A 23,744-nucleotide genomic window follows, 5' to 3' on the forward strand; every position below is an offset into this window, starting at 1 on the left:
CGGTTAAAATCTTGGAAATTTTTAACCGCGCTTTTGTTCAAACTCACACTAAGCCGTTTTATTTTTTCAACGCGCCCAAAATGCCGCGCATAATTTGTTTGGTGATTTGGTTACGAATATTCCGCCCGACGGATTTTGCCACGCTGCTGACCACTTGTTCGGTGACGGTCAGTTGTTCGCCTTTTTTCTTGGTGCCGAAAATCATTCGGCTTAAGCTGCCCATAATGCCGTTGTCATTTTCCTCTTGCGCTTGTTGCACTTGTTTTTGTGCAACGGCGGCGAGATCCGCTTGTTGGTTCAACACTTCGAAAGCGGATTCGTTATCCACATAAGCATTATAATAAGCGAACAGATCATCCGCGTTCACTTGCGCTTGGCGTTCCTCAGCGCCGAGCGGTTTGAGTCGGCTTTTCGGCGGATAAATATAAGCGATTTCAACGGGCGTCGGCATACCTTTTTCATCTAAAAACGACACCAAAGCTTGACCTACACCCAACGTGGAAATAGTTTCCACCACATTCACCTTCGGATTAGAACGGAAGGTTTCCGCCGCGGATTTCACTGCTTTTTGATCGCGCGGCGTAAAGGCGCGCAAGGCGTGTTGCACGCGATTACCAAGCTGCCCTAACACGGTATCCGGCAAGTCCAGCGGATTTTGCGTGACGAAATAAATACCGACGCCTTTCGAACGGATTAAGCGCACCACTTGTTCGACTTTATCCACCAATACGCTCGGCGCGCCGTCGAATAATAAATGGGCTTCATCGAAGAACATCACGAATTTCGGTTTGTCCGGATCGCCCACTTCCGGCAGATTTTCAAACAATTCCGCCATTAACCATAACAAAAACGCGCTGTACATTCGCGGTGAATTGATCAGTTTTTCCGAATTCAACACATTAATTACGCCGCGTCCGTCGCGGGTTTGTAGCCAATCTTCCAAATTTAACGCCGGTTCGCCGAATAAATTGGTTGCACCTTCGTTTTCTAAGGTCAACAACGCGCGTTGAATGGCGCCGACGCTGGCGGCGGAAACGTTGCCGTATTCCACTTGGAACGTTTTGGCGTTTTCCGCCACATATTTCAACATTGCGCGTAAATCTTTCAAATCGATCAACAGTAAACCTTTGTCATCGGCGACGCGGAATACCAAGTTGAGCAAACCTTCTTGCGTGGCGTTGAGGTTTAACAATCGGGAAAGTAACAGCGGGCCCATTTCTGAAATGGTGGTGCGCAGCGGAATGCCGGTTTCGCCGAAAACATCCCAAAAGGAAACGGGATAACCGCTTAAATAATCTTGCCCGCCGAGCTGAAATTGTTCGATCCGTTCGGCGATTTTGCCTTGTAATTCACCGGCATTAACCAAACCCGATAAGTCACCTTTTACGTCAACTAAAAAAACCGGTACGCCGTCATCGCTGAAGGCTTCCGCCATTTTGCGTAAAGTCACGGTTTTGCCCGTGCCGGTTGCGCCGGCGATTAAGCCGTGGCGATTCGCCATTTTTGCCGTGATACCTGAAATTTGACCTTGTTCGGTTTGAGCCAATGAATATTGCATAATGTTGTCCTTAGGTGATGAAGAATCTCCGTTGCATAATAAGGAAAAAATAAAGTGCGGTCAAAAATTTCCGTGTTTTATGTTATGCTTGAACGACTAAAAAGGATGAGGAAAATGTCAGAAATTTCACCAAAAACCACCGCACTTTGCCCTTGTCAATCGGGGGCGGATTATGCAAGCTGTTGTGGCGCCTTGCATTGCGGACGCAAGCAAGCAGATAATGCCGAACAATTAATGCGCTCGCGTTATGCGGCGTTTGTGCTGAAACAGATTGATTATATCGTGCAAACCACCGTGCCGTCGCAGCAGGCGTTATTGGAGCGCGAGGCGTTGCAACAATGGGCGGATAATACGATTTGGCAAGGATTGAAGATTTTGTCGCACCGACCGGCGTTGGGTAAAACGCATAGTGCGGTGGAATTCGAGGCGTTTTTTGCCACGGAAAACGGCGTACAAACCCATCACGAAAATTCTTTATTCGTAAAAATTGCCGATCGTTGGTTTTTTGTGGATCCGACCGTGCCGTTGCCTAAGCAAAAACAGCCTTGCTTGTGTGGTTCGGGGAAGAAATTCAAACATTGTTGCGGGGAATTATTATGCCTATAACATTCGGAAAGATAAGTGTTTTTTTGAAAGTATTTTGGTATCGGTTTAATCAAAATAAATTGACCCAAGCCGCCGGTTATTTAACTTATAGCACAATGTTGGCGTTGGTGCCGTTGATTATGGTGATTTTCTCGGTGTTTTCCGCTTTTCCGGTATTTAATGAAGTGACCGGCGAATTAAAACAGTTTATTTTCACCAATTTTGCACCTTCCGCCAGTGATACGGTGGGGGAATATATCGATCAATTCGTGAATAATTCCAAGCAAATGAGCGCGGTCGGTATCGTCAGTTTAATTGTGGTGGCGCTGATGTTGATTAATTCCATTGATCGCACCTTAAACTCCATTTGGCAGGACACCGGCGTGCGCCCGACGGTTTTTTCTTTCGCTATTTATTGGCTGATTTTAACTTTAGGGCCGGTGATTATGGCGACCAGTATAGGGATTAGCACCTATGTAACCGGTTTGGCGAAAGATATTTTGGCGACGGATTTATCTTTGCCTTTCGGCTTGAAGTTATTAAGTCTCGTGCCGTTTGTGTTGACGTGGTTTATTTTCACGCTGATTTATACCGTGGTGCCGACGAAAAAAGTCAGCATTAAACATTCCGCCGTAGGTGCTTTGGTCGCAGCAGTATTTTTCACCTTGGGCAAACAGGCGTTTGCGTGGTATATCACCAATTTCCCGTCCTATCAGTTAATTTACGGCGCAATGGCGACTTTGCCGATAATGTTATTGTGGCTCCAACTGAGCTGGATTGCCGTGCTCCTCGGCGCGCAGTTGGCGGCGGTGTTGGCGGATATGCGTTTGTTAAAACAGGGCGAATTGGCATTAGAACAAATTAAGGATAAAAAATGATTGCGTTAATTCAACGGGTGACTCAGGCGAATGTGAAAGTGAATCAAGAAATTGTCGGCGAAATCGGCGGTGGATTATTGGTATTGCTTGGGGTGGAACAGGGCGACGATAAACAAAAAGCCGATCGTTTGGCGGAAAAGGTGCTGAATTATCGTGTATTTTCCGATAAAGACGGCAAAATGAACTTAAACGTGCAACAAGCCGGCGGAGAATTGTTAGTGGTTTCGCAATTCACTTTAGCGGCGGATACGCAAAAAGGCTTGCGCCCGAGTTTTTCTAAAGGCGCCGCGCCGGCATTGGCGGAGGAACTTTATCAATATTTTATCCAAAAGTGCGGTGAAAAAATTGCCGTTTCTAGCGGAATTTTCGCCGCCGATATGCAAGTCGGTTTGATAAATGATGGACCTGTGACCTTTTGGTTAAGCGTTTGATCCGAGCGAAAAAGTCGGTTTTTCTGGAAAAATTCGCGTTTTTTTGCTAAATTAATGCCCTTTCGTGAGTTAATAAGTGAAGATTATTAACTTTCCTTCTGTGTTTTCTGCTCGAAAACACTCATAACAATCCTAGTATTTGATTAATACGAATTAGGAAAACAATCAAAAAAGAGGATGTATGATTTTTGATACATATGAAACCGTAGCGCTGGCTTGTTTGGTGCTGTTGGTCGGTTATTTTTTAGTAAAGCGCATTCGCTTTCTTAATTATTATAATATTCCTGAGCCGGTGGTCGGCGGCTTTCTGGTTGCGATAATTTTAACGGTGGTTCATCAAATTTGGGGGCTAAGTTTTAGTTTCGACACCGATTTGCAACGCACAATGATGTTGGTATTTTTTAGCTCTATCGGTTTAAGCGCCAATTTTGCCCGTTTGGTGAAAGGCGGAAAACCCTTGGTAATTTTCTTATTTGCCGCCGCCGGATTAATTGCCTTGCAAAATACGGTGGGTATTTTCGGTTCGATATTATTGGGATTGGATCCGGCATACGGTTTAATCGCCGGTTCGGTGACATTAACCGGCGGACACGGTACCGGTGCAGCGTGGGCGGAAGATTTAACAGCGCGATTCGGCATTCAAGGCGCAATGGAATTGGCAATGGCTTGTGCCACGTTCGGCTTGGTGCTGGGCGGAATTATCGGCGGTCCGGTAGCGAGCTTTTTGTTAAAACGCTTGCATAAAGACGAAGTGCCGGAAGACGAAAATGTGGACGACGTGGAAGAAGCGTTCGAAAAACCGGTTTATCGTCGTAAGATCAACACGCGCTCGGTGATCGAAACCATTACGATGATGTCCCTTTGTTTGTTTGTCGGACAGCATTTGGATATGTGGACAAAAGGCACCGCACTTCAGCTACCGACATTCGTCTGGTGTTTGTTTACCGGCGTGATTATTCGTAATTCTCTTTCGTTATTATTTAAGTTTAAAGTAGCGGATGAAGCCATTGATGTATTGGGAACAGTGGGCTTATCCATTTTCTTGGCGATTGCTTTAATGTCTCTCAAATTGTGGGAACTTGCCGGTTTAGCGCTGCCGATTTTTGTGATTTTGATCGTTCAAGTGGCGGTGATGGCGGTGTATGCCGTGTTTGTGACTTATCGCGCGATGGGTAAAGATTACGACGCTATCGTATTAAGCGCGGGTCATTGCGGTTTTGGGCTCGGGGCGACGCCAACAGCGGTAGCGAATATGCAAGCAGTAACGTCTCATTACGGTCCGTCTCACAAAGCGTTTTTAATCGTGCCGATGGTCGGAGCATTTTTCATTGATTTATTAAATGCCAGCTTGTTAAAAGTGTTCGTCGAAGTGGCGGCATTTTTCCATTAATCAGGACAAAAATTTGCGGCTAAAACAATTTAGCCGTAGATTTTTCTAAACAAACGATAAAAGTGCGGTCGATTTTGACCGCATTTTTTATTTTCGTTCAAAAAATCGATTTTCTTAGTAAAAAATATTGACCACAGGTTAAATGCTGTTTTATCTTGAAGATATTGTTCGGCGAAATTTATCGCCGCAAACGATCACCGCCGGATATTTCTTTTCTTAAAACGGGCGGTAAAACACAATATCAACCACTGCTAAGAGGCTTTTATGAAACGTTCTGCAAAACTCTCATTAACTGCGCTTGCCTTATTGACTTCTTCAATGGCATTCGGCGCACCGAAAACCTTGGTTTATTGTTCCGAGGCGTCACCTTCTTATTTAAACCCGCAATTAGTTTCCGACGGTGCAAGTATCGACGCCGGCGGGCAGCAAATTTTTAACCGTTTGACCAATTTTGAAAACGGCGGCACCAAGGTAATTCCGTCTCTTGCGGAAAGTTGGGAAATTTCCGATGACGGCAAAGTTTATACTTTCCATTTGCGTAAAGGGGTGAAATTCCACAGCAATAAAGCCTTCAAACCGAGCCGCGATTTAAATGCCGACGATGTACTGTTTTCCATTAATCGCCAGTTGGATACCAATCATCCGTACCATAAGGTCTCCGGCGGTAACTATGAATATTTTATCGGTATGGATATGCCGAATATTATCGATAAAGTAGAGAAAACGGACGATTATACGGTGAAATTTACCTTAAAAGTGCCGAACGCGCCGTTTTTGGCGAATTTAGCGATGGATTTCGCTTCCATTTTCTCGGCGGAATACGCGGAACAAATGTTAAAAGCGGGTACGCCGGATAAAGTGGATAACGAGCCGATCGGTACCGGGCCGTTTGAATTCGTTTCTTACCAAAAAGATTCTACTTTGCGCTATAAAGCCTTCGAAGATTATTGGGAAGGTAAAGCGCCGATTGATCGTTTAGTGTTCTCCATTACGCCGGATGCTTCCGTGCGCTATGCGAAATTGCAAAAAGGCGAATGTCACGTAATGCCGTATCCGAATCCGGCGGATATTGAGAAAATGAAAGCGGACGATTCGGTGAACTTGTTAAACGAAGCGGGATTGAATATCGGTTATTTAAACTTTAACGTGCAGAAAAAACCGTTCGATAACGTGAAAGTACGCCAAGCGTTGAGCTATGCGGTGAATAAAGAAGCGATTCTCGCCGCGGTTTATCAAGGTGCCGGTCAAGTGGCGAAAAACCCGATTCCACCGACAATGTGGAGCTATAACAATGCGATTCAAGATTATGAATACAATCCGGAAAAAGCCAAAGCCTTGTTGAAAGAAGCCGGTTTTGAAAACGGTTTCGAAACGGATATTTGGGCGATGCCGGTGTCACGTCCGTATAACCCGAATGCGCGTCGTATGGCGGAATTGATTCAAGCGGACTGGGAAAAAGTCGGCGTGAAAAGCAAAATCGTCAGCTATGAATGGGGCGAATATTTAAAACGGATGCGTAACGGCGATCATCAAACCGGTTTGATGGGCTGGACGGGCGATAACGGGGATCCGGATAACTTCTTGAATACCTTGTTAAGCTGTGCGTCCGTGGTGCAAGGTTCCAACTATGCGAAATTCTGTAATGCGGACTTCGATAAATTAGTGGTGACCGCTTCGCAAATTTCCGATCAAGCGGAACGCACCAAACTTTACGAACAAGCGCAACAAGTGTTTAAAGAGCAAGCACCGTGGATTACGATTGCGCACTCGACCACTTATATTCCGGTTCGTAAGGAAGTGAAAAACTATGTCATTAACCCGTTCGGTTTGCATCCGTTCTATGGTATTGATTTAGAAAGCAAATAATTCATATTAAGCGCAAACGCGGGTGTTTGCCCGCGTTTCTTCTTTTCTAAAAGTGCGGTGATTTTTTTCGTTTTTTTAGTTTTAATTTATTTGGGGGAATTTTTATCTTCGGCGAATGCGAAAGATAAACAAACCTAATTCTTAAGAGAAAATCTATGTTTCAATTTCTTCTCAAGCGTATTGCGATGATTATTCCGACGTTTCTCGGCATTACGCTTTTGACCTTTGCTTTGATCCACTTGATTCCCGGCGATCCGATTGAGATTCGGATGGGAGAGCGCGGTTTAAATCCGGAAATGCACGAGCAAATGAAAAAACAACTGGGCTTGGATCAACCCTTGTATATTCAATACGGCGACTATGTCAAAGGCATTGCGCAAGGTAATTTGGGCAATTCCTTTAAAAATAACGAGCCGGTGGTCGATGAATTTTTATCGCTGTTTCCCGCGACGATCGAATTATCCATATTCGCCGTTTTATTTGCGGTGATTATCGGGATCCCCGCCGGTATTCTGGCGGCGGTGAAACGCGGATCGGTATTTGATCATACGGTAATGGCAGTGTCGCTGACGGGCTATTCGATGCCGATTTTCTGGTGGGGCTTGTTATTAATGTTGGTGATGTCCGTGCAGCTGGATATTACGCCGGTTTCCGGACGAATCGGCGCGGAATTTTGGATTGATAACGTCACCGGCTTTATGTTAATCGACAGCTGGCTGTCAGGCGAGCCGGGTGCGTTTAAATCCGCCGTATCCCATTTAATTTTACCGTCCGTGGTGTTGGGGACGATTCCCTTGGCGGTGATTTCGCGGATGACGCGTTCTTCAATGTTGGAAGTGTTAGGCGAAGATTATATTCGTACCGCGCGCGCCAAAGGATTAACGCCGATGCGCGTGATTATCGTACACGCCTTGCGTAATGCGCTTATTCCGGTGGTCACGGTGATCGGTTTGATTATCGGACAATTATTATCCGGCGCAATTTTAACCGAAACTATTTTTGCTTGGCCGGGCATCGGTAAATGGGTGATCGAGGCGATTCGCGCTAGAGATTATCCGGTGGTGCAGGGGGCTATTTTAATTATCGCCACGATTATTATTTTGGTGAATTTATTGGTCGATTTAATGTATGGCGTGTTGAACCCGCGCATTCGCCATAAAAAATAACGGGAAAATTTTATGTCAGAATCTGTGATAACTTCAATACAAGCGCCGGCCCCGCAAACGCCGTTGCGCGAATTTTGGACGAATTTTACGCGCAATAAAGGTGCGTTGATCGGGTTGATTTATATCGCCGCCGTTTTATTTATCAGTCTGTTTGCCGAGTGGGTAGCTCCGCATAATCCGATCGAACAGGCGCGCGATGCCTTATTAATGCCGCCGGCGTGGTTGGAAGGCGGAAGTTGGAATTATATGTTAGGTACCGACGATGTGGGGCGGGATATTTTGTCGCGCTTAATTCACGGCGCACGCTTATCTTTATTTATCGGCTTATTAGTCGTGTCGCTTTCTTTCGTATTGGGCGTGTCTTTAGGGCTTATCGCCGGTTATGTCGGCGGAGTGGTCGATATCGCGATTATGCGCGTGATTGATATTATGATGGCAATGCCGAGTTTGTTATTGGCGATTGCTATTGTCGCGGTGCTCGGTCCTTCGCTGCTCAACGCTTCGTTCGCCATAGCCTTAGTTTCTTTGCCGAGTTATGTGCGTTTAACCCGTGCGTCGGTGTTAAACGAAATCAACCGAGATTATGTCACCGCCTCGCGTGTTGCCGGTGCGGGCGCGTGGCGTTTAATGCTGATCGTGATTTTACCGAACTGTGTTGCACCGTTGATTGTGCAAACCACATTAGGTTTTTCCAATGCGATTTTAGATATGGCGGCATTAGGCTTCCTCGGTATCGGTGCGCAACCGCCGACGCCGGAATGGGGCGCAATGTTGGCGGATGCCTTGCAATTCGTACAGCGTGCGTGGTGGGTGGTCACTTTCCCGGGATTAGCGATTTTGTTGACCGTTTTAGCCTTCAACTTAATGGGCGACGGTTTACGCGACGCTCTTGATCCGAAATTAAAACAATAGGGAGGCGCAATGTCATTACTTAAAATAGAACGCCTTTCCGTCCATTTCGGCGAGGAAAATGCGCCGTTTAAAGCGGTGGATCGCATCAGTTATCAAATCGACAAAGGCGAAGTGCTCGGTATTGTGGGCGAATCGGGATCGGGTAAATCGGTTAGTTCCCTTGCCGTAATGGGATTAATCGATTATCCGGGACGGGTCAGTGCCGATACCTTGACCTTCGAAGGTAACGATTTGTTAACCCTTGGAGCGAAAGAAAAACAAAAATTAGTCGGTGCGGAAGTGTCGATGATTTTCCAAGATCCGATGACCAGTTTGAATCCGGCTTATACGGTTGGCTTTCAAATTATGGAAGCGTTGAAAGTTCATCAAGGCGGCAGCAAGGCGGAACGCCGTAAAAGAGCGGTCGAATTATTGCAAATGGTGGGGATTCCCGATGCCGAATCCCGATTGGCGGTGTATCCGCATCAATTATCCGGCGGAATGAGCCAGCGGGTGATGATTGCAATGGCGATTGCTTGCAAGCCGAAATTATTGATCGCCGACGAACCGACCACCGCTTTGGACGTGACGATTCAAGCGCAAATCGTAGATCTCTTGCTGGACTTGCAAAAGAAAGAAAATATGGCGCTGATTTTGATTACTCACGATTTAGCCTTGGTTGCCGAAGCGGCGCACCGTATCATCGTGATGTATGCCGGACAAATCGTTGAGGAAGGTTTGGCGGAAGAAATCTTTAATGCGCCGAAACATCCTTATACGCAGGCATTATTGCAATCTTTGCCTGAGTTTGCCGAAGGAAAATCGCATTTGAAATCCTTGCCGGGCGTCGTACCCGGAAAATATGATCGTTCCGCCGGTTGTTTATTAAATCCGCGCTGTCCTTATGCCACCGAACATTGCCGCCAAGTCGAACCGCAACTGCGCGCTTTGGACGGGCGCCAAGTGAAATGTCATACCCCGCTTAACGCGCAAGGAGAACCCCTATGTCCGAGCAATTAAAGCCCGCACCGCTGTTAAGTGCGGTCAATTTAAAAAAACATTATCCGGTTAAAAAAGGCTTGTTTTCGCCGACGAAAACGGTAAAAGCCTTAGACGGCGTGTCTTTTTGCTTGGAAAAAGGTAAAACCTTAGCCGTGGTGGGCGAATCCGGTTGCGGTAAATCCACGCTCGGACGTTTGCTTACAATGATTGAAACGCCGACGGACGGCGAACTGTTTTATAACGGACAAAACTTTTTAGAAAACGATCACCAGACGCGAAAATTACGCCGGCAAAAAATTCAAATCGTGTTCCAAAACCCCTACGCTTCGCTTAATCCGCGTAAAAAAATCGGCACGATTTTGGAAGAACCTTTGCTGATTAACACCGCACTTTCCGCCTCGGAACGTAAAGAACGCGTGCTGGCGATGATGGAAAAAGTCGGTTTGCGTGCCGAATTTTATGATCGCTACCCTCATATGTTTTCCGGCGGTCAACGTCAACGGATCGCGATTGCACGCGGGTTAATGCTTAATCCGGATATTGTCGTCGCCGACGAACCGGTTTCTGCCTTAGACGTTTCGGTTCGCGCGCAAGTGTTGAATTTGATGATGGACTTGCAACAAGAATTAGGGTTGTCTTATATCTTTATTTCGCACGATTTATCCGTGGTGGAGCATATTTCCGACGAGGTAATGGTGATGTATTTGGGACGTTGCGTCGAACAGGGCAATACCGAACAAATATTCAACAATCCGCGTCATCCTTATACCCAAGCGCTCCTTTCCGCCACACCGCGACTTTCACCGCATTTGCGTCGCGAGCGAATTAAGCTGGAAGGCGAATTACCGAGCCCGTTAAACCCGCCGAAAGGCTGTGCTTTTCACGCCCGTTGCCGATTCGCTACGGCGCGCTGTTCGCAAGAGCAACCGGAGTTAAAAACCTATCCCGACGGCACGAAAATCGCTTGTTTTATGGTGGAATAAAGAAAACCGACGAAGGTTTGGCGATTATGCTTCAGTTTGTATCCCACTTTTCCCTCTCCCACAAGGGGAGAAGGGAAATGATGATAAACAGCCATATAGGTTTGTCATCGGTCTTAAACATATTGAGATATACGCTTTTTGCCGTCATATTTTTATTCGGTTAATCCGCTTGAATATAGGATCGAACGCTGTTTTGCAGAAATCGCTCGCTTTCTTTTATTTTTTCCACGAAGGTGAAATAATCGGAGGCGTTTTGCGGAATTGAAAAGGCGATTTTAAAAATATTGCCGCCATATCCGTTCAATTTGCCTTGTGAAAAACATTCGGAATCGGTTTTTGTCGGATAAATCACTGCGCCGATATCTGCTTTTTGAATATACATATAGCTGATAAGTTGGTGAATATCTTCCCGATGAATTTCGTTTTGTCGCTCTAAGCGCTTGTATTTCGCATCAAGAATAATATTTTTATACCAGAAATCAGGAAAGCGTTTATAATTTTTCGAATGTTCAAATAAATATAACGCATTTTTGCCGGTTTTATTTTTCGGATGATTAAATCCAAGCGATTGTAATAGGGTATTTAAATACTCTTCCCAAAGCCAGGCGCCGTCAAATAATATTCCGTAGATTTTATCTTTTTCTTTTCCATATTTTATTTCTTCGTAATTTAATATTTGTTTACATAATTTTTGTAACGGAACATAATCCGAAAAATAAGTGTGAGAAATGGGTTGATTATTTTTATTTAAAACGGATCTTTTTTCATTCTTACAATAAGTCGGTGTGACGGATTCGATTTTTCGAACCGCTTCGATAATCTCTCTATTTGCAGTCAAAAGCTGTCTGCCGATAGCCTGACGTTTAATTTGTTCGATAGTATGCCGAATAAGTTGAGTGACATTATTATCGTAACAATATTCTTTTAATGAATAAGCGATTTTGCCTTGAAAAGGGATATTGCGTTTAATATGCGTCGAAAGATCAATTTTTCCTTTGAGTTGATTATTATTGTAATTTCGGTATTGATATTGTTTAAATAAACCTTGTTTTAAGGCTTTAATTAACATTGCGGGAAAGAGATAAAGTAAGAAATCAAAAATATTTTCCTTATTCGAATCGAATTTAAGATCCAGCATATTAATGCAGAATACTTTTTGTAACATATAATGCAAAAAATAATCTTCTTGATCCGAAGGCGTAAAACGCGAATGAATACTTAATAAGCTTTGATTAACGCCGATAAATCCCATTACATTATATGTCGTTAATTTATAGTGAGAAGATTGGTGCGCAAGATCAAATATGATTTGCTGATGAATATCATCATTATGTCGGTTTAATACTTCGGGAAAAATCAATAAATTCGGGTTATTTTCGATTAATTGCTCGATAGGCAAGGTGAGCCGTTGAAGAGCGGCATAATAGCGTTCTTCACAAATTAAATTGCCTTGATTATTATCCGTGGTTATTAACATCATTAACTAAAATATATATTTTCCAGTTCGGTTAAACGTTCTTCCGTATCCGGATAGCCTCGTAAATATTCGAATAAAATACCGCGAATATGATTTGCCCAAAGTTTTTGAAAATCGCCTTGATATTGTTCTAATTTTAAAAAATATGCCGGCCCGATATGATAAGAGGAATTCAGCCCCGGAAGATTTTCGATTTCTCGGTTAAGTGCGGTCATTTTCTTCTCCGCTTCTTCTTTCCACGGATCAATATGACCGTTCCACATTGAAATTTGATCTTCCGCTTTGATTTCTTTCCACGCAAAGCGACGGCGCATTGCAAAATCAATATTTTCGACGCTGCGATCAATGTCATTCATCGTGCCGATAATATAGACGTTTTCCGGAATATAAAACCAGCCCGCCCCCAAGGTTTCGTCAAAAACCGTATCTTTATTTTGAATTGATGCATATTGGGTTTTCACTTTTCCCGTTTTACCGCGATAACCGGGATCAATGGAATAAAACAATTCGCCGAATATTTTGGAAATTTCACCTCGGTTAATTTCATCAATGACAAAAATATAGGGATAATTCTCAGCTTTTTGGGAAATCGCTTTTTTACAAAATTCCTTAAATATACCATTTTTTAAGCTAAAGCCGACTTGTCCGTTTATTTCTTCCGCTCTTAATCCTTCGATAAAATCGGTGTAATCGTAAGAAGGATGAAATTGTACGAAAGTATAATGTTGGTCGAATATCGCTTTTTCTTCTTCGCTTAATGTATTTTCGTCCGTTTTGTTAAAGAATAAGTTAATAGCGATTTGTTTTGCTAAAAAAGTTTTTCCGGTTCCCGGTGCGCCGGTTAAAATAAGGTTTTTATTTTGTTTTAGTAATTCGGTATATTCCACAATATTTTCTCCTAATGCCGAAAGGCTATTTTTCTCTGTAATCACGGCGCAATATAATTGAAAGAGTTCTTGACGAAAATATGCGATCATTTCGGTATATTCCAGTTCGTCAATGTGATTGTTAATAACATCAATTACTTTTCCGAATAAATAAAAATCATCATATTTTAATTCGTGTAGATCTTTTTCATCTTTGTCATATAAAAAATGGAATCCTTTTTGTTTCAGAACGGTTGCAATCGGGTCATTTTTAATTCGTAGGTAAGCATTTACAAAAGGGCGAATATATTCGACGGGCGACTTATCATTTTTAAAGGGAACATATTGTGCACTAAAAGCAAGACCGTATCTTATTTTATCTTCATCTAAATAAATATGATATTGTATTTCCGTTCCGCCGCCTTCATTAATTGCCCAATTTCGATCTTCGTTATTATATTTAAATAATATATTTTGAGCAGGAGCTCGTTTTAGGTTGAGTAATTCTTTTCGTGCATAGCGGAAGGTATCAATAAAATCCGCTAAATCGGAATTAATTTTATCAATGAGCGATTTTAAATTCGTAATAGGAATAGTTGGCATAGCATATCTTTTTTAGTGGAATCTTATCGTTACTATAGCGTTAACGTAATGCGAGTACAATATGCGATAAAATAAAAAAGCACGCCGTTTCAGCGTGCTTTCGTTAAAAGTGCGGTAGAAATTTAGAGAATTTCTTTCGCTTTGGCAACGACGTTTTCAACGGTGAAGCCGAATAGTTTGAATAGCTGATCCGCCGGTGCGGATTCGCCGAAGGTGTTCATTGCAACGATACGACCTTGAGTACCGACGTATTTGTACCAGAAATCCGCGATGCCCGCTTCAATGGCGACGCGTTTGGTGACGTTGCTCGGTAACACACTTTCGCGATAAGCGGCGTCTTGTTTATCAAACACGTTGGTGCTCGGCATTGATACGACGCGAACTTTGGTGCCTTGTGCATCCAATTCTTCCGCAGCTTTCATCGCTAATTCCACTTCGGAACCGCTGGCGATAAGGATAAGATCCGGACAATCGCCTTTTTCGCAACAATCGCGCAAAATATATCCGCCGCGTGCCGCATTAGCAAGTTGCTCGGAAGTGCGGTTCATTTGTGCGAGATTTTGACGCGTGAAGATTAATGCGCTTGGACCGTCTTTACGTTCCACCGCCGCTTTCCACGCAATCGCGGATTCCACTTGGTCGCAAGGACGCCAAGTTTCTAAGTTTGGAATTAAACGCAAGGCGGAAGTTTGTTCGACCGGTTGGTGGGTCGGACCGTCCTCGCCCAAGCCGATAGAATCGTGGGTATAAACGAACAAGCTGCGTTGTTTCATTAACGCCGCCATACGCACTGCGTTGTGGGCATATTCGTAGAACATTAAGAAAGTGGCGCCGTAAGGAATAAAGCCGCCGTGCAAGGCGATACCGTTCATAATGGCGGACATTCCGAATTCGCGCACGCCGTAGTTAATATAGTTACCGTCGGTGTTGGTGGTGGCACGAATCGGTTTGGAACCTGACCATAAAGTGAGGTTGGAACCGGCTAAGTCGGCGGAACCGCCCAAAAATTCCGGTAAAAGATGTGCGTAGGCTTCGATAGCGTTTTGTGACGCTTTACGGCTGGCAATATTTGCCGGATTCGCTTGTAATTTTTCAATGAAAGCTTGGCTTTCTTGCGCCCAGTTTGCCGGCAATTCGCCGTTTAAACGACGAACCAATTCGGCGCTTAATTCCGGATAAGCTTTGGCGTAGGCGGCGAATTTATCGTTCCAATTTTGTTCTTCCGCTTGACCTTTTTCTTTTGCGCTCCATTGGGCATAAATGTCCGCCGGAATTTCAAAGGGTGCGTAATCCCAGTTCAGCGCTTTGCGGGTTAAGGCGATTTCTTCGTCACCGAGCGGTGCGCCGTGGCAATCGTGAGAATTGGATTTGTTCGGCGAACCGAAACCGATAATGGTTTTGCAAATAATTAAGGTCGGTTTATCTTTTTCCGCTTGCGCTTGTTTTACCGCTTGTTCGATTTGTTCCGGATTGTGTCCGTCGATTGCCGGAATTACTTGCCAACCGTAAGCTTCGAAGCGTTTTTGCGTATCGTCGGTGAACCAGCCGTCAACGTGACCATCGATAGAAATATTGTTGTCGTCATAAAATGCGATTAATTTACCTAAACCGAGCGTACCTGCTAATGAACAAGCCTCGTGCGAAACGCCTTCCATTAAGCAACCGTCGCCTAAAAAGACATAAGTGTGGTGGTCGATAATCTCGTGACCTTCACGGTTAAATTGCGCCGCAAGCGTTTTTTCCGCAATCGCCATCCCCACCGCATTGGTGATACCTTGACCTAACGGGCCGGTGGTAGTTTCTACGCCCGGTGCATAGCCGTATTCAGGGTGTCCCGGTGTTTTGGAATGAAGTTGACGGAATTGTTTAAGATCGTCGATAGAAAGATCGTAACCGGTTAAATGGAGTAGGCTGTAAATGAGCATTGAGCCGTGACCGTTAGAAAGAATGAATCTGTCGCGGTTCGCCCATTTCGGGTTATTCGGGTTATGTTTTAAAAAGTCACGCCATAACACTTCCGCAATATCCGCCATTCCCATAGGTGCGCCCGGGTGACCGGATTTCGCTTTTTGTACTGCATCCATACTTAAAAAACGGATCGCGTTAGCAAGTTCTCTACGAGTTGCCATTTTATTCTCCTGCTTATCAAATGTTTCAACACACAGCGCTTCACAAGGGCTAGGTTCTATGTGTTACTCCGAATCGGGAGAGTTTATACTTCTCCCAATAAAATCGTAAAAATAGTTCGGTTGACTATTCTACCTTATTTTTCTTGAAGAAAACCGAATTAATTCGATTAGTTTTTTCTTATTGGCGCTAAATGTGATGTAGTTCACTAAATCGGATATAAAAAAAGATCGAATGAGAATTCGATCTTTTCTTCAATGAAAAATCAGTTAAAAACTGACCGCACTTTTTAATTTTTTCAATGCGCTGGTTTCAAGCTGACGCACGCGTTCCGCCGAGATATTGTATTTCGCGGCAAGATCTTGCAAGGTCGCTTTCTTTTCGTCCAACCAACGGGCTTTGATAATATCTTGGCTGCGAGCGTCAAGATTTTCCAATGCCACGGCGATTTGATCGGCGGCTTGGGTTTCGTAATTTTCGTTTTCCAGCTCGGCGGCAAAGTTAGAATGTTTATCTTCCAAATACAATGCCGGTGCATAAGCGTCATCATCGTCATCGTTCGATAAATCGAACCCGACGTCCGCGCCGCTCATTCGGCTTTCCATTTCCAACACGTCTTCTCTCGACACACCGAGCTCGTCGGCGACCATATCCACTTCGTTGTCATTAAACCAACCTAAACGCTGTTTCGTCTTACGCAAATTAAAGAATAATTTACGTTGCGCTTTGGTGGTGGCGACTTTTACGATGCGCCAGTTGCGTAACACATATTCGTGAATTTCCGCTTTGATCCAATGCACCGCAAAGGAAACCAAGCGCACGCCCACTTCCGGATTAAAGCGTTTGACCGCTTTCATTAAGCCGATATTGCCTTCCTGAATTAAATCCGCTTGCGGTAAACCGTAACCGGAATAACCGCGCGCGACGTGAATGACAAAACGAAGGTGAGACAAAATCAATTTTTTTGCCGCCTCAAGATCTTCGTGATAATACAAACGTGTTGCCAATTCCTTTTCTTCCTCCGCCGTTAGCATCGGATATTCGCTCGCCGCTCGGATATAACCTTCTAAGCTGCCTTGAGGAACCAGCATCATTGTTTGTGTTTCTTTATTCATTCTATTCCTTCTTAGTAATCACCTTTTGGGTTTAGTTATAACATAATTAACGAGAATATCAATCGTTATAAGCGATGAATCTCACGATTTATGATAGATTAGACCATAAATATCTTAAGAAGTTCTTAAGATTAACGGTGAATCGGTACAAGTTGATATTCTAAACCTTGCTCGATAACTTGCAACAATAAATCGATATTCGGGTGCTTCGCCGGATTTTCGCGCGCGTCTTGGGTATGCTCGGCGAATAGTTGCAAGCCTCTTTCCGCACGAGTGCGGTCGAATTTTCCGTTAAATTCCTGCGCCAGCGCATTGTAAACGCGCAAGGATCCTAATTTGCCTTGAATCGCCGGAATGTGATGAATGATTTTATCACCTTTGATGACGTTTAAGCCGCTTAAATGATCGATCGTCGGTAAGGTTTCTAAAATCGTTTTGAAATCCATATGTTGCTCACTATGTGTTGGTTTTAAATTTAAGAAATATAATCTTCACTATCCACTTCACCCTTTGCGCCGATAAAACGCACTTCGGGCTGTAAGTAAACGTCGAATTTTAACGCGACGGTTCGGCGGATGTGGTGGGCTAGTTCCGCCACGTCGGAGCTTGTCGCGCGATCTTTATTGATAATCACCAATGCTTGTTGTTGATGCACCGCTGCGCCGCCGATTTGATAACCTTTTAAGCCGCATTGATCGATCAACCAGCCGGCGGCTAATTTTACCGAACCGTCCGCTTGTGGAAAATGCGGGATGGCGGGATAGTCTTGTTGTAAGGAAATAAATTTTTGCGCGCTAATCACCGGATTTTTGAAGAAACTGCCGGCGTTGCCGAATATTGCCGGATCGGGCAATTTGCTTTGGCGGATTCGGCAAATTTCGTCGAAAACTTGCTTTGCATTTACCGCACTTTTATCAAAATCCGCCAAGGAACCGTATTTTAATACCGGTTGCCAATTTTTTGCTAATTTCAAGCCGACCACCGTAATCACATAACCTTGTGCGTATTCGTGTTTAAATATGCTTTCGCGATAGCCGAAACGGCATTGTTCATTGGACAAACGGAAGGATTCGCCGCGGGTTAAATCCAACACATCCACATAATCGCAGACGTCTTTAAATTCCACGCCGTAAGCGCCGATATTTTGAATCGGTGCGGAACCGGCGCAGCCCGGAATTAAGGCGAGATTTTCCAAGCCGTTAATGCCGTTTTCTAAGCTCCATTGCACCAAGTTGTGCCAATTTTCGCCGCCTTGCACGCGCAGATAATGAAAATCGGCGTCCTCCGAATGTTCGATACCTTGCAGGCGGTTGACTAACACCACGCCGTTAAAATCTTCGACAAACAGCACATTGCTACCTTGGCCTAAGAAAAGCACCGGCAGATTATCCTGTTTCGCTGCCGCCCATTCTTGTTTTAATTGATCAAGTGCGGTGATTTTTACGATTTTTTTTGCATTCGCGTTGATCCCGAAGGTATGAAAGGCGTTGAGATTTTCCATTTGTTGTCCTTAATCTTATCTTGTATTCGGTAATGTAATTTTTACTTCGGTGCCGCCGCTCGGTAGATTGCGAATAGTTAATTTCGCATTCAGTTGCGCGCTGCGTTCGTGCATAATATTTAAGCCGTAATGCCCGACGGGTTCGTCCAAGCTCGGAATGCCGACGCCGTTATCGCGCACGACCAATTCGTATTCGCCGTCCTCGTCGGTTTGCGCGGAAATTTCGATGCGCGAGCCTTGCGAATGTTTAATCGCGTTTAAAGTTGCCTCTCGCACGATTTGCAACGCGTGCACTAATTGTTGTGCGTTTAATGCTTGCGACGGCAAGGCGCAGTTGACCGTCATTTGCATTTCGGTTTGATTGCGCAGCGAATCGATCACTTGTTCGAGCGCTAATTGTAAATTAGCTTCTTGGATCGTCAAGCGGAAAGTCGCGAGTAATTCGCGTAATTGCACATAACCGTCGTTCAACGCCTGTTCGAAATCTTGAATAATCGCCAAACTTTTTTCCGTCGCTTTATCGTCGTTTTTGTGCAAATTGTGCTTTAACAACGTCAGTTGAATTTGTAAATAGGATAACACTTGGGCGAGGGAATCGTGCAATTCTCTGGCGATAATCGACCGCTCTTCCATTAACAGCAGTTGTTGCTGTTGTCGTTGCGCTTGATGAAAATACAGCGAACGGCTTAACATTTGCGCCACGTTTTGCATTGAACGCAAATCCGGACAAGGCAAACCCGCCTGCCAATAAAGCACGCCGAGTTTATCGCCTTCTACGCTTAATTCCGTTTGTTGACAATGTCGCCGCGCATCTTTTTCGCCGAAGCAAATGTGCCAATGTTCCGCGCCGTGCACAGCTAATTCGATATAATGCAAATGTTCGTTAAACATAATGTGCTTTAACACTTGTTGCAGAATATCGGGCGTAATGGCGTTGGTGGTGACCAGCTGCGAACAATGATATAACATTGTTAAGGAACGATTGGCTTGGCTGAGTTTTTGGGTCTTCTCGTTCACTTTTTCTTCTAATTGCGCATAAAGTTTTTGCAGCTCGCTCGCCATTTGGGTGAACACGGCGGATAAACGTCCGATTTCATTGTTTTTTTGCGTGTCCAACGGAATGTGATTGAATTGCCCGATTTGCACCTGCGTACTCGCCAACGCCAGTTTTTCCAAGGGATTAACCACTTGTTTTTTACTAAACCAAATCACATAAGACACCGTGCCGATGATAAACAGAAAGGCGCCTAAAATGGAAAAAACGGTTATATACAGTTTTCGCTCGGCAAAATATTGCAGCGTGTTCACGAAGCGATCCACTTGATCCACATAATTTTCCACTTCGGCGCGATAGGCTTCGTAGTTTTTGCCGCGCGCGTAGGATTCCATCGTTTCCCAACGTTTGATCAGATTTTGATAAGCCTGTTTTACTTCTTCCGGCACAAAGAACTGATGATTAATTTCGGTTAGCGCGGCGGAATGTAGGCTTAAACGATATTGACGCAAATTCAGTTCGACTTTTTGCGGTTCGTGTTCGATTTCATATAACAAACGATAAGTTTGCATCCGTAAAGAACCGGAAACGTTAATCAATTTTGCGTCGGATTTATTGCTCAGCATTATGCCCAAGCTTAATACGCTGATGATTGCCGCAAAAATAATGATCAACAATAAATAATGGGCGATTTTAGTTGAAACCGAACTTTTTCTGTCGTCCACGATAGGCTCCCGCCGAAGTAAAGAAAAGATGACGCCATTTTAGCAAAAAAAACGCATTCCGTTTATAGGGAAATAAACTTTGATCTAACGCAAGAAAAATGCCATTTTTCACGGAAATACTTAATTCTGGTAATTAAAAACGTGCGCTAAGAACAAGAAAATATAAAAATTGGGGGAGAGGATTTCGCGGAGCGTATTTTGTTAATCTTATGACGGATGAAAATTTACCGCGCCGGCGTTTTTTACGCGGAGAATTTCTTCGCACGCTGCAATCCGAACGCACGGCATTACAAGGTTTTCAAGGCGTTCGACCGCCTTGGGCGAAAGCGAATCAAACATTTATCGATGCTTGTACGCGCTGCGGCGATTGTGTGGCAGCGTGCGAAACGCATATTTTAATTCAAGGCGAAGGCGGCTTTCCGGAAATCGATTTTCAGCGCGGCGAATGTACGTTTTGCGAAAAATGCGTGAGTGCTTGCAGCGCATCGGTTTTTCGCCCGACCAATGAAATGCCTTGGCAACATAAAGCGGACATCGGCGAGAATTGTTTAACCCGACAAAATGTTGCCTGCCGCAGCTGCCAAGATTGCTGCGAATCGCGCGCCATTCGTTTTACCTTGGCGCTAGGGCGCGTTGCCGCACCGACGATTGATGAAAGCGCTTGTAACGGTTGCGGCGCTTGTATCCGCAGCTGTCCGGTGGCAGCGATTAAATTGAGTTATCCTGAGGAATAACAATGTCACAAAACAACACAACGATTTCAATGGATGAAGCGAAAGATTGGCACGTTTGCGGCTTGGTCGTTCAAGTGAATCCGCAAAAAATCGCGCAAATTCGCACCGCACTTTCGGCGATTCCGCACACGGAAATTTCTGCCGAAGACGCGGAAAAAGGAAAAATGGTCGTGGTGATGCAATCGCACGATCAACACGTCTTATTCGAGAATATGGAAAACGCGCGTCAAATCGACGGCGTGATTACGCTTTCCTTGGTTTATCATCAACAAGATGAAACCGCCGAAAACTAATCGAACGGACGAACGAATAATGCAATAAATAGTGGGGGAAACGCTATGAATTTAAGTCGCAGAGACTTTATGAAAACCAATGCGGCGGTCGCCGCGGCGGCGGTTGCCGGACTCAGTATTCCGGTGAAAAACGTGCAAGCGGCGGACACGTCGATTAAATGGGATAAAGGCGTTTGTCGCTTTTGCGGAACCGGTTGTGGGGTATTAATCGGGACGAAAGACGGTCGCGTCGTCGCTTCGCAAGGGGATCCGGATGCCGAAGTTAACCGCGGATTAAACTGTATTAAAGGCTATTTCTTGCCGAAAATTATGTACGGAAAAGACCGTTTAACCCAACCGATGTTGCGGATGAAAGACGGAAAATTCGACAAAAACGGCGAATTCACACCGGTGAGCTGGGAAACGGCATTTTCCACAATGGCGGAAAAATTCAAAGCGGCAATGGCGAAAAACGGCAAAAACGCCGTAGGGATGTTCAGTTCCGGTCAATCGACGATTTTCGAAGGCTACGCTAAATCGAAATTATGGAAAGCGGGTTTCCGTTCCAATAATATCGACCCGAACGCGCGTCATTGTATGGCGTCCGCTGCAGTCGCCTTTATGCGCACCTTCGGAATGGATGAGCCGATGGGCTGTTATAACGACATCGAACAAGCCGAAGCCTTTGTGCTTTGGGGCTCCAATATGGCGGAAATGCACCCGATTTTATGGTCGCGTATTTCCGATCGTCGCTTGGCGAATCCGGATTCCGTCACAGTTAACGTGCTTTCCACGTTTGAACACCGTTCTTTCGAGCTTGCGGATTTAGGCATTATTTTCAAACCGCAAAGCGACTTGGCGATTTTAAACTACATTGCCAATTATCTGATTCAAAACAACGCTATCGATCAAGATTTTATCGCCAAACACACCAAATTCAAACGCGGCGAAACCGACATCGGTTACGGCTTACGTCCGGAAGAACCGCGAGAACAAGCGGCGAAAAACGTTAAAACCGCCGGTAAAATGCACGATAGCGATTTCGAAGAATTTAAACGTTTGGTTGCGCCTTATACTTTGGAAAAAGCACACGAAATTTCCGGCGTACCGAAAGATCAACTGGAATCCTTGGCAAAAATTTATGCGGATCCGAAGAAAAAAGTGGTGTCTTTCTGGACAATGGGCTTTAACCAACACACCCGTGGCGTGTGGGCTAACCATTTGATTTATAACATTCACTTATTAACCGGCAAAATTTCTTTACCGGGCTGCGGGCCGTTCTCCTTAACCGGTCAGCCTTCCGCTTGTGGAACGGCGCGCGAAGTGGGTACTTTTATTCACCGTTTACCGGCGGATTTGGTCGTCACTAATCCGGAACACCGCAAAATTGCTGAAAAAATCTGGAAATTACCGGAAGGGCTGATTCCGGATCAATTAGGTTTCCACGCCGTGGCGCAAAGTCGTGCGTTGAAAGACGGCAAGATGAACGTATTGTGGCAAATGTGTACCAACAATATGCAAGGCGGGCCGAATATTAATGAAGAAACCTATCCGGGCTGGCGCAATCCGGACAACTTTATCGTGGTGTCCGATCCTTATCCGACGGTTTCCGCGTTGGCGGCGGATTTAATGTTGCCGACCGCAATGTGGGTGGAAAAAGAAGGCGCTTACGGTAATGCGGAACGCCGCACCCAATTCTGGCGTCAACAAGTGCAAGCGCCGGGCGAGGCGAAATCGGATTTATGGCAATTAGTGGAATTTTCCAAATATTTCACCACCGATGAAATGTGGCCGGCGGAAATTTTAGCGGCAAATCCGCAATACAAAGGCAAAACTTTGTATGAAGTGTTGTATCAAAACGATCAAGTCAACAAATTTCCAGTGAGCGAATTGAATGATCGCTTGAATGACGAATCCTATCATTTCGGCTTCTATTTACAAAAAGGCTTATTTGAAGAATATGCCACCTTCGGGCGCGGTCACGGGCACGATTTAAGCGATTTCGACACTTACCACAAAGCGCGCGGTTTGCGCTGGCCGGTGGTGGACGGAAAAGAAACCTTATGGCGTTATCGCGAAGGTTATGATCCTTACATTAAAGCGGGCGAAGGCGTGAAATTCTACGGTTATCCGGACGGCCGCGCGGTCATTTTAGCCGTGCCTTATGAGGAACCGGCGGAATCGCCTGATGCGGAATACGATTTATGGCTTTGTACCGGACGCGTGCTGGAACATTGGCACACCGGTACAATGACTCGTCGCGTACCGGAATTGCACCGTTCCTTCCCGAATAACTTGGTTTGGATGCACCCGACCGACGCGAAAAAACGCGGTTTGCGTCACGGCGATAAGATCAAAGTGATTTCCCGTCGCGGCGAAATGATTTCCTTCTTGGATACGCGCGGACGGAATAAAGTGCCGGAAGGCTTGATTTATACCACCTTCTTTGATGCCGGTCAGTTGGCGAATAAATTAACTTTAGACGCAACGGATCCGATTTCCAAAGAAACCGACTTCAAAAAATGTGCGGTAAAAGTGGAAAAAGTCTAAGAAAAGAGACCGCACTTTTGCATAAAAAGT

Annotated in this window: 20 protein-coding genes; 12 read left to right on the forward strand and 8 right to left on the reverse strand. The window is 44.9% G+C overall.

Annotation, left to right across the window (positions count from 1 at the left end):
* Window positions 1-58: 58 nt before the first annotated feature.
* A complete protein-coding gene (locus CVP04_RS02640; RefSeq protein ID WP_100295979.1) occupies window positions 59-1,558 on the reverse strand; it encodes a helicase HerA-like C-terminal domain-containing protein in 1,500 nt (499 codons plus the stop codon).
* 123 nt (window positions 1,559-1,681) lie between these two features.
* On the opposite strand from CVP04_RS02640, the gene CVP04_RS02645 reads away from it, so the two are divergent.
* The 9 genes from CVP04_RS02645 to CVP04_RS02685 all read left to right on the forward strand — a co-directional run bounded on the left by CVP04_RS02645 (window position 1,682) and on the right by CVP04_RS02685 (window position 10,750).
* Entirely contained in the window at window positions 1,682-2,164 is a 483-nt protein-coding gene (locus CVP04_RS02645) for a YchJ family protein (RefSeq protein ID WP_100296127.1), read from the forward strand.
* Window positions 2,155-3,021: a virulence factor BrkB family protein gene (locus CVP04_RS02650; RefSeq protein WP_100295980.1), complete on the forward strand. Its 867-nt coding sequence runs from the start codon at window positions 2,155-2,157 to the stop codon at window positions 3,019-3,021. The genes CVP04_RS02645 and CVP04_RS02650 overlap by 10 nt, the downstream gene beginning before the upstream one ends.
* Window positions 3,018-3,452, forward strand: a complete 435-nt coding sequence (gene dtd / locus CVP04_RS02655; RefSeq protein ID WP_100295981.1) for a D-aminoacyl-tRNA deacylase — start codon at window positions 3,018-3,020, stop codon at window positions 3,450-3,452. Before CVP04_RS02650 ends, dtd begins: the two co-directional genes overlap by 4 nt.
* Window positions 3,453-3,633: 181 nt before the next feature.
* Entirely contained in the window at window positions 3,634-4,842 is a 1,209-nt protein-coding gene (gene gltS, locus CVP04_RS02660) for a sodium/glutamate symporter (RefSeq protein WP_100295982.1), read from the forward strand.
* 264 nt (window positions 4,843-5,106) lie between these two features.
* Window positions 5,107-6,708 carry an ABC transporter substrate-binding protein gene (locus CVP04_RS02665; RefSeq protein ID WP_100295983.1) on the forward strand — a complete coding sequence of 534 codons (1,602 nt, stop codon included), beginning with the start codon at window positions 5,107-5,109 and terminating at the stop codon, window positions 6,706-6,708.
* Between the two features lie 155 nt (window positions 6,709-6,863).
* Window positions 6,864-7,874, forward strand: coding sequence for an ABC transporter permease subunit (locus tag CVP04_RS02670; protein WP_100295984.1), 1,011 nt, complete (start codon window positions 6,864-6,866; stop codon window positions 7,872-7,874).
* A 12-nt stretch (window positions 7,875-7,886) separates the two neighbouring features.
* Window positions 7,887-8,786, forward strand: a complete 900-nt coding sequence (dppC, locus tag CVP04_RS02675; RefSeq protein WP_100295985.1) for a dipeptide ABC transporter permease DppC — start codon at window positions 7,887-7,889, stop codon at window positions 8,784-8,786.
* Between the two features lie 9 nt (window positions 8,787-8,795).
* Entirely contained in the window at window positions 8,796-9,785 is a 990-nt protein-coding gene (gene dppD, locus CVP04_RS02680; RefSeq protein WP_100295986.1) for a dipeptide ABC transporter ATP-binding protein, read from the forward strand.
* Window positions 9,770-10,750: a peptide ABC transporter ATP-binding protein gene (locus CVP04_RS02685; RefSeq protein ID WP_100295987.1), complete on the forward strand. Its 981-nt coding sequence runs from the start codon at window positions 9,770-9,772 to the stop codon at window positions 10,748-10,750. Before dppD ends, CVP04_RS02685 begins: the two co-directional genes overlap by 16 nt.
* 160 nt (window positions 10,751-10,910) lie before the next feature.
* On the opposite strand, the gene CVP04_RS02690 is transcribed toward CVP04_RS02685, so the two are convergent.
* The 7 genes from CVP04_RS02690 to narQ form a co-directional block, all read right to left on the reverse strand.
* The gene (locus CVP04_RS02690) at window positions 10,911-12,230 is read right to left on the reverse strand and encodes an McrC family protein (RefSeq protein ID WP_100295988.1); all 1,320 of its coding nucleotides are present in this window, start codon (window positions 12,228-12,230) and stop codon (window positions 10,911-10,913) included.
* A complete protein-coding gene (locus tag CVP04_RS02695) occupies window positions 12,230-13,696 on the reverse strand; it encodes an McrB family protein (RefSeq protein ID WP_100295989.1) in 1,467 nt (488 codons plus the stop codon). The genes CVP04_RS02690 and CVP04_RS02695 overlap by 1 nt, the downstream gene beginning before the upstream one ends.
* 122 nt (window positions 13,697-13,818) lie before the next feature.
* The gene (tkt, locus tag CVP04_RS02700) at window positions 13,819-15,825 is read right to left on the reverse strand and encodes a transketolase (RefSeq protein WP_100295990.1); all 2,007 of its coding nucleotides are present in this window, start codon (window positions 15,823-15,825) and stop codon (window positions 13,819-13,821) included.
* Between the two features lie 267 nt (window positions 15,826-16,092).
* A complete protein-coding gene (rpoH, locus tag CVP04_RS02705) occupies window positions 16,093-16,938 on the reverse strand; it encodes an RNA polymerase sigma factor RpoH (RefSeq protein WP_100295991.1) in 846 nt (281 codons plus the stop codon).
* A 131-nt stretch (window positions 16,939-17,069) separates the two neighbouring features.
* Window positions 17,070-17,384, reverse strand: coding sequence for a DUF2322 family protein (locus CVP04_RS02710; RefSeq protein ID WP_100295992.1), 315 nt, complete (start codon window positions 17,382-17,384; stop codon window positions 17,070-17,072).
* Window positions 17,385-17,413: 29 nt separating this feature from the next.
* Window positions 17,414-18,439 (reverse strand): UDP-N-acetylmuramate dehydrogenase, encoded by a 1,026-nt coding sequence (murB, locus tag CVP04_RS02715; RefSeq protein ID WP_100295993.1) that lies wholly within the window; start codon window positions 18,437-18,439, stop codon window positions 17,414-17,416.
* Between the two features lie 15 nt (window positions 18,440-18,454).
* A complete protein-coding gene (narQ, locus tag CVP04_RS02720) occupies window positions 18,455-20,158 on the reverse strand; it encodes a nitrate/nitrite two-component system sensor histidine kinase NarQ (protein ID WP_100295994.1) in 1,704 nt (567 codons plus the stop codon).
* Between the two features lie 209 nt (window positions 20,159-20,367).
* Between narQ and napF the strand changes: the two genes are divergently transcribed.
* The 3 genes from napF to napA are packed head-to-tail and all read left to right on the forward strand — an operon-like array spanning window position 20,368 to window position 23,714.
* Complete coding sequence (napF, locus tag CVP04_RS02725; protein ID WP_100295995.1) at window positions 20,368-20,892, forward strand: ferredoxin-type protein NapF; 525 nt, start codon at window positions 20,368-20,370, stop codon at window positions 20,890-20,892.
* A 2-nt stretch (window positions 20,893-20,894) separates the two neighbouring features.
* A complete protein-coding gene (locus CVP04_RS02730) occupies window positions 20,895-21,185 on the forward strand; it encodes a chaperone NapD (RefSeq protein WP_165772765.1) in 291 nt (96 codons plus the stop codon).
* Between the two features lie 45 nt (window positions 21,186-21,230).
* A complete protein-coding gene (gene napA / locus CVP04_RS02735) occupies window positions 21,231-23,714 on the forward strand; it encodes a nitrate reductase catalytic subunit NapA (RefSeq protein WP_100295996.1) in 2,484 nt (827 codons plus the stop codon).
* Window positions 23,715-23,744 lie beyond the last annotated feature (30 nt).

Origin of the sequence: Caviibacterium pharyngocola (assembly GCF_002795405.1) — a bacterium.
Taxonomy (GTDB): domain Bacteria; phylum Pseudomonadota; class Gammaproteobacteria; order Enterobacterales; family Pasteurellaceae; genus Caviibacterium; species Caviibacterium pharyngocola.

What these genes read in the sequence shown, in the direction of transcription:
- tkt (WP_100295990.1), bottom strand. Translation starts at nt 15,825, where the DNA reads ATGGCAACTCGTAGAGAACTTGCTAACGCGATCCGTTTTTTAAGTATG.
- CVP04_RS02665 (WP_100295983.1), top strand. Translation starts at nt 5,107, where the DNA reads ATGAAACGTTCTGCAAAACTCTCATTAACTGCGCTTGCCTTATTGACT.
- dtd (WP_100295981.1), top strand. Translation starts at nt 3,018, where the DNA reads ATGATTGCGTTAATTCAACGGGTGACTCAGGCGAATGTGAAAGTGAAT.
- dppC (WP_100295985.1), top strand. Translation starts at nt 7,887, where the DNA reads ATGTCAGAATCTGTGATAACTTCAATACAAGCGCCGGCCCCGCAAACG.
- CVP04_RS02695 (WP_100295989.1), bottom strand. Translation starts at nt 13,696, where the DNA reads ATGCCAACTATTCCTATTACGAATTTAAAATCGCTCATTGATAAAATT.
- rpoH (WP_100295991.1), bottom strand. Translation starts at nt 16,938, where the DNA reads ATGAATAAAGAAACACAAACAATGATGCTGGTTCCTCAAGGCAGCTTA.
- CVP04_RS02690 (WP_100295988.1), bottom strand. Translation starts at nt 12,230, where the DNA reads ATGATGTTAATAACCACGGATAATAATCAAGGCAATTTAATTTGTGAA.
- gltS (WP_100295982.1), top strand. Translation starts at nt 3,634, where the DNA reads ATGATTTTTGATACATATGAAACCGTAGCGCTGGCTTGTTTGGTGCTG.
- CVP04_RS02710 (WP_100295992.1), bottom strand. Translation starts at nt 17,384, where the DNA reads ATGGATTTCAAAACGATTTTAGAAACCTTACCGACGATCGATCATTTA.
- CVP04_RS02640 (WP_100295979.1), bottom strand. Translation starts at nt 1,558, where the DNA reads ATGCAATATTCATTGGCTCAAACCGAACAAGGTCAAATTTCAGGTATC.
- dppD (WP_100295986.1), top strand. Translation starts at nt 8,796, where the DNA reads ATGTCATTACTTAAAATAGAACGCCTTTCCGTCCATTTCGGCGAGGAA.
- napA (WP_100295996.1), top strand. Translation starts at nt 21,231, where the DNA reads ATGAATTTAAGTCGCAGAGACTTTATGAAAACCAATGCGGCGGTCGCC.
- murB (WP_100295993.1), bottom strand. Translation starts at nt 18,439, where the DNA reads ATGGAAAATCTCAACGCCTTTCATACCTTCGGGATCAACGCGAATGCA.
- CVP04_RS02730 (WP_165772765.1), top strand. Translation starts at nt 20,895, where the DNA reads ATGTCACAAAACAACACAACGATTTCAATGGATGAAGCGAAAGATTGG.
- CVP04_RS02685 (WP_100295987.1), top strand. Translation starts at nt 9,770, where the DNA reads ATGTCCGAGCAATTAAAGCCCGCACCGCTGTTAAGTGCGGTCAATTTA.
- CVP04_RS02650 (WP_100295980.1), top strand. Translation starts at nt 2,155, where the DNA reads ATGCCTATAACATTCGGAAAGATAAGTGTTTTTTTGAAAGTATTTTGG.
- napF (WP_100295995.1), top strand. Translation starts at nt 20,368, where the DNA reads ATGACGGATGAAAATTTACCGCGCCGGCGTTTTTTACGCGGAGAATTT.
- CVP04_RS02670 (WP_100295984.1), top strand. Translation starts at nt 6,864, where the DNA reads ATGTTTCAATTTCTTCTCAAGCGTATTGCGATGATTATTCCGACGTTT.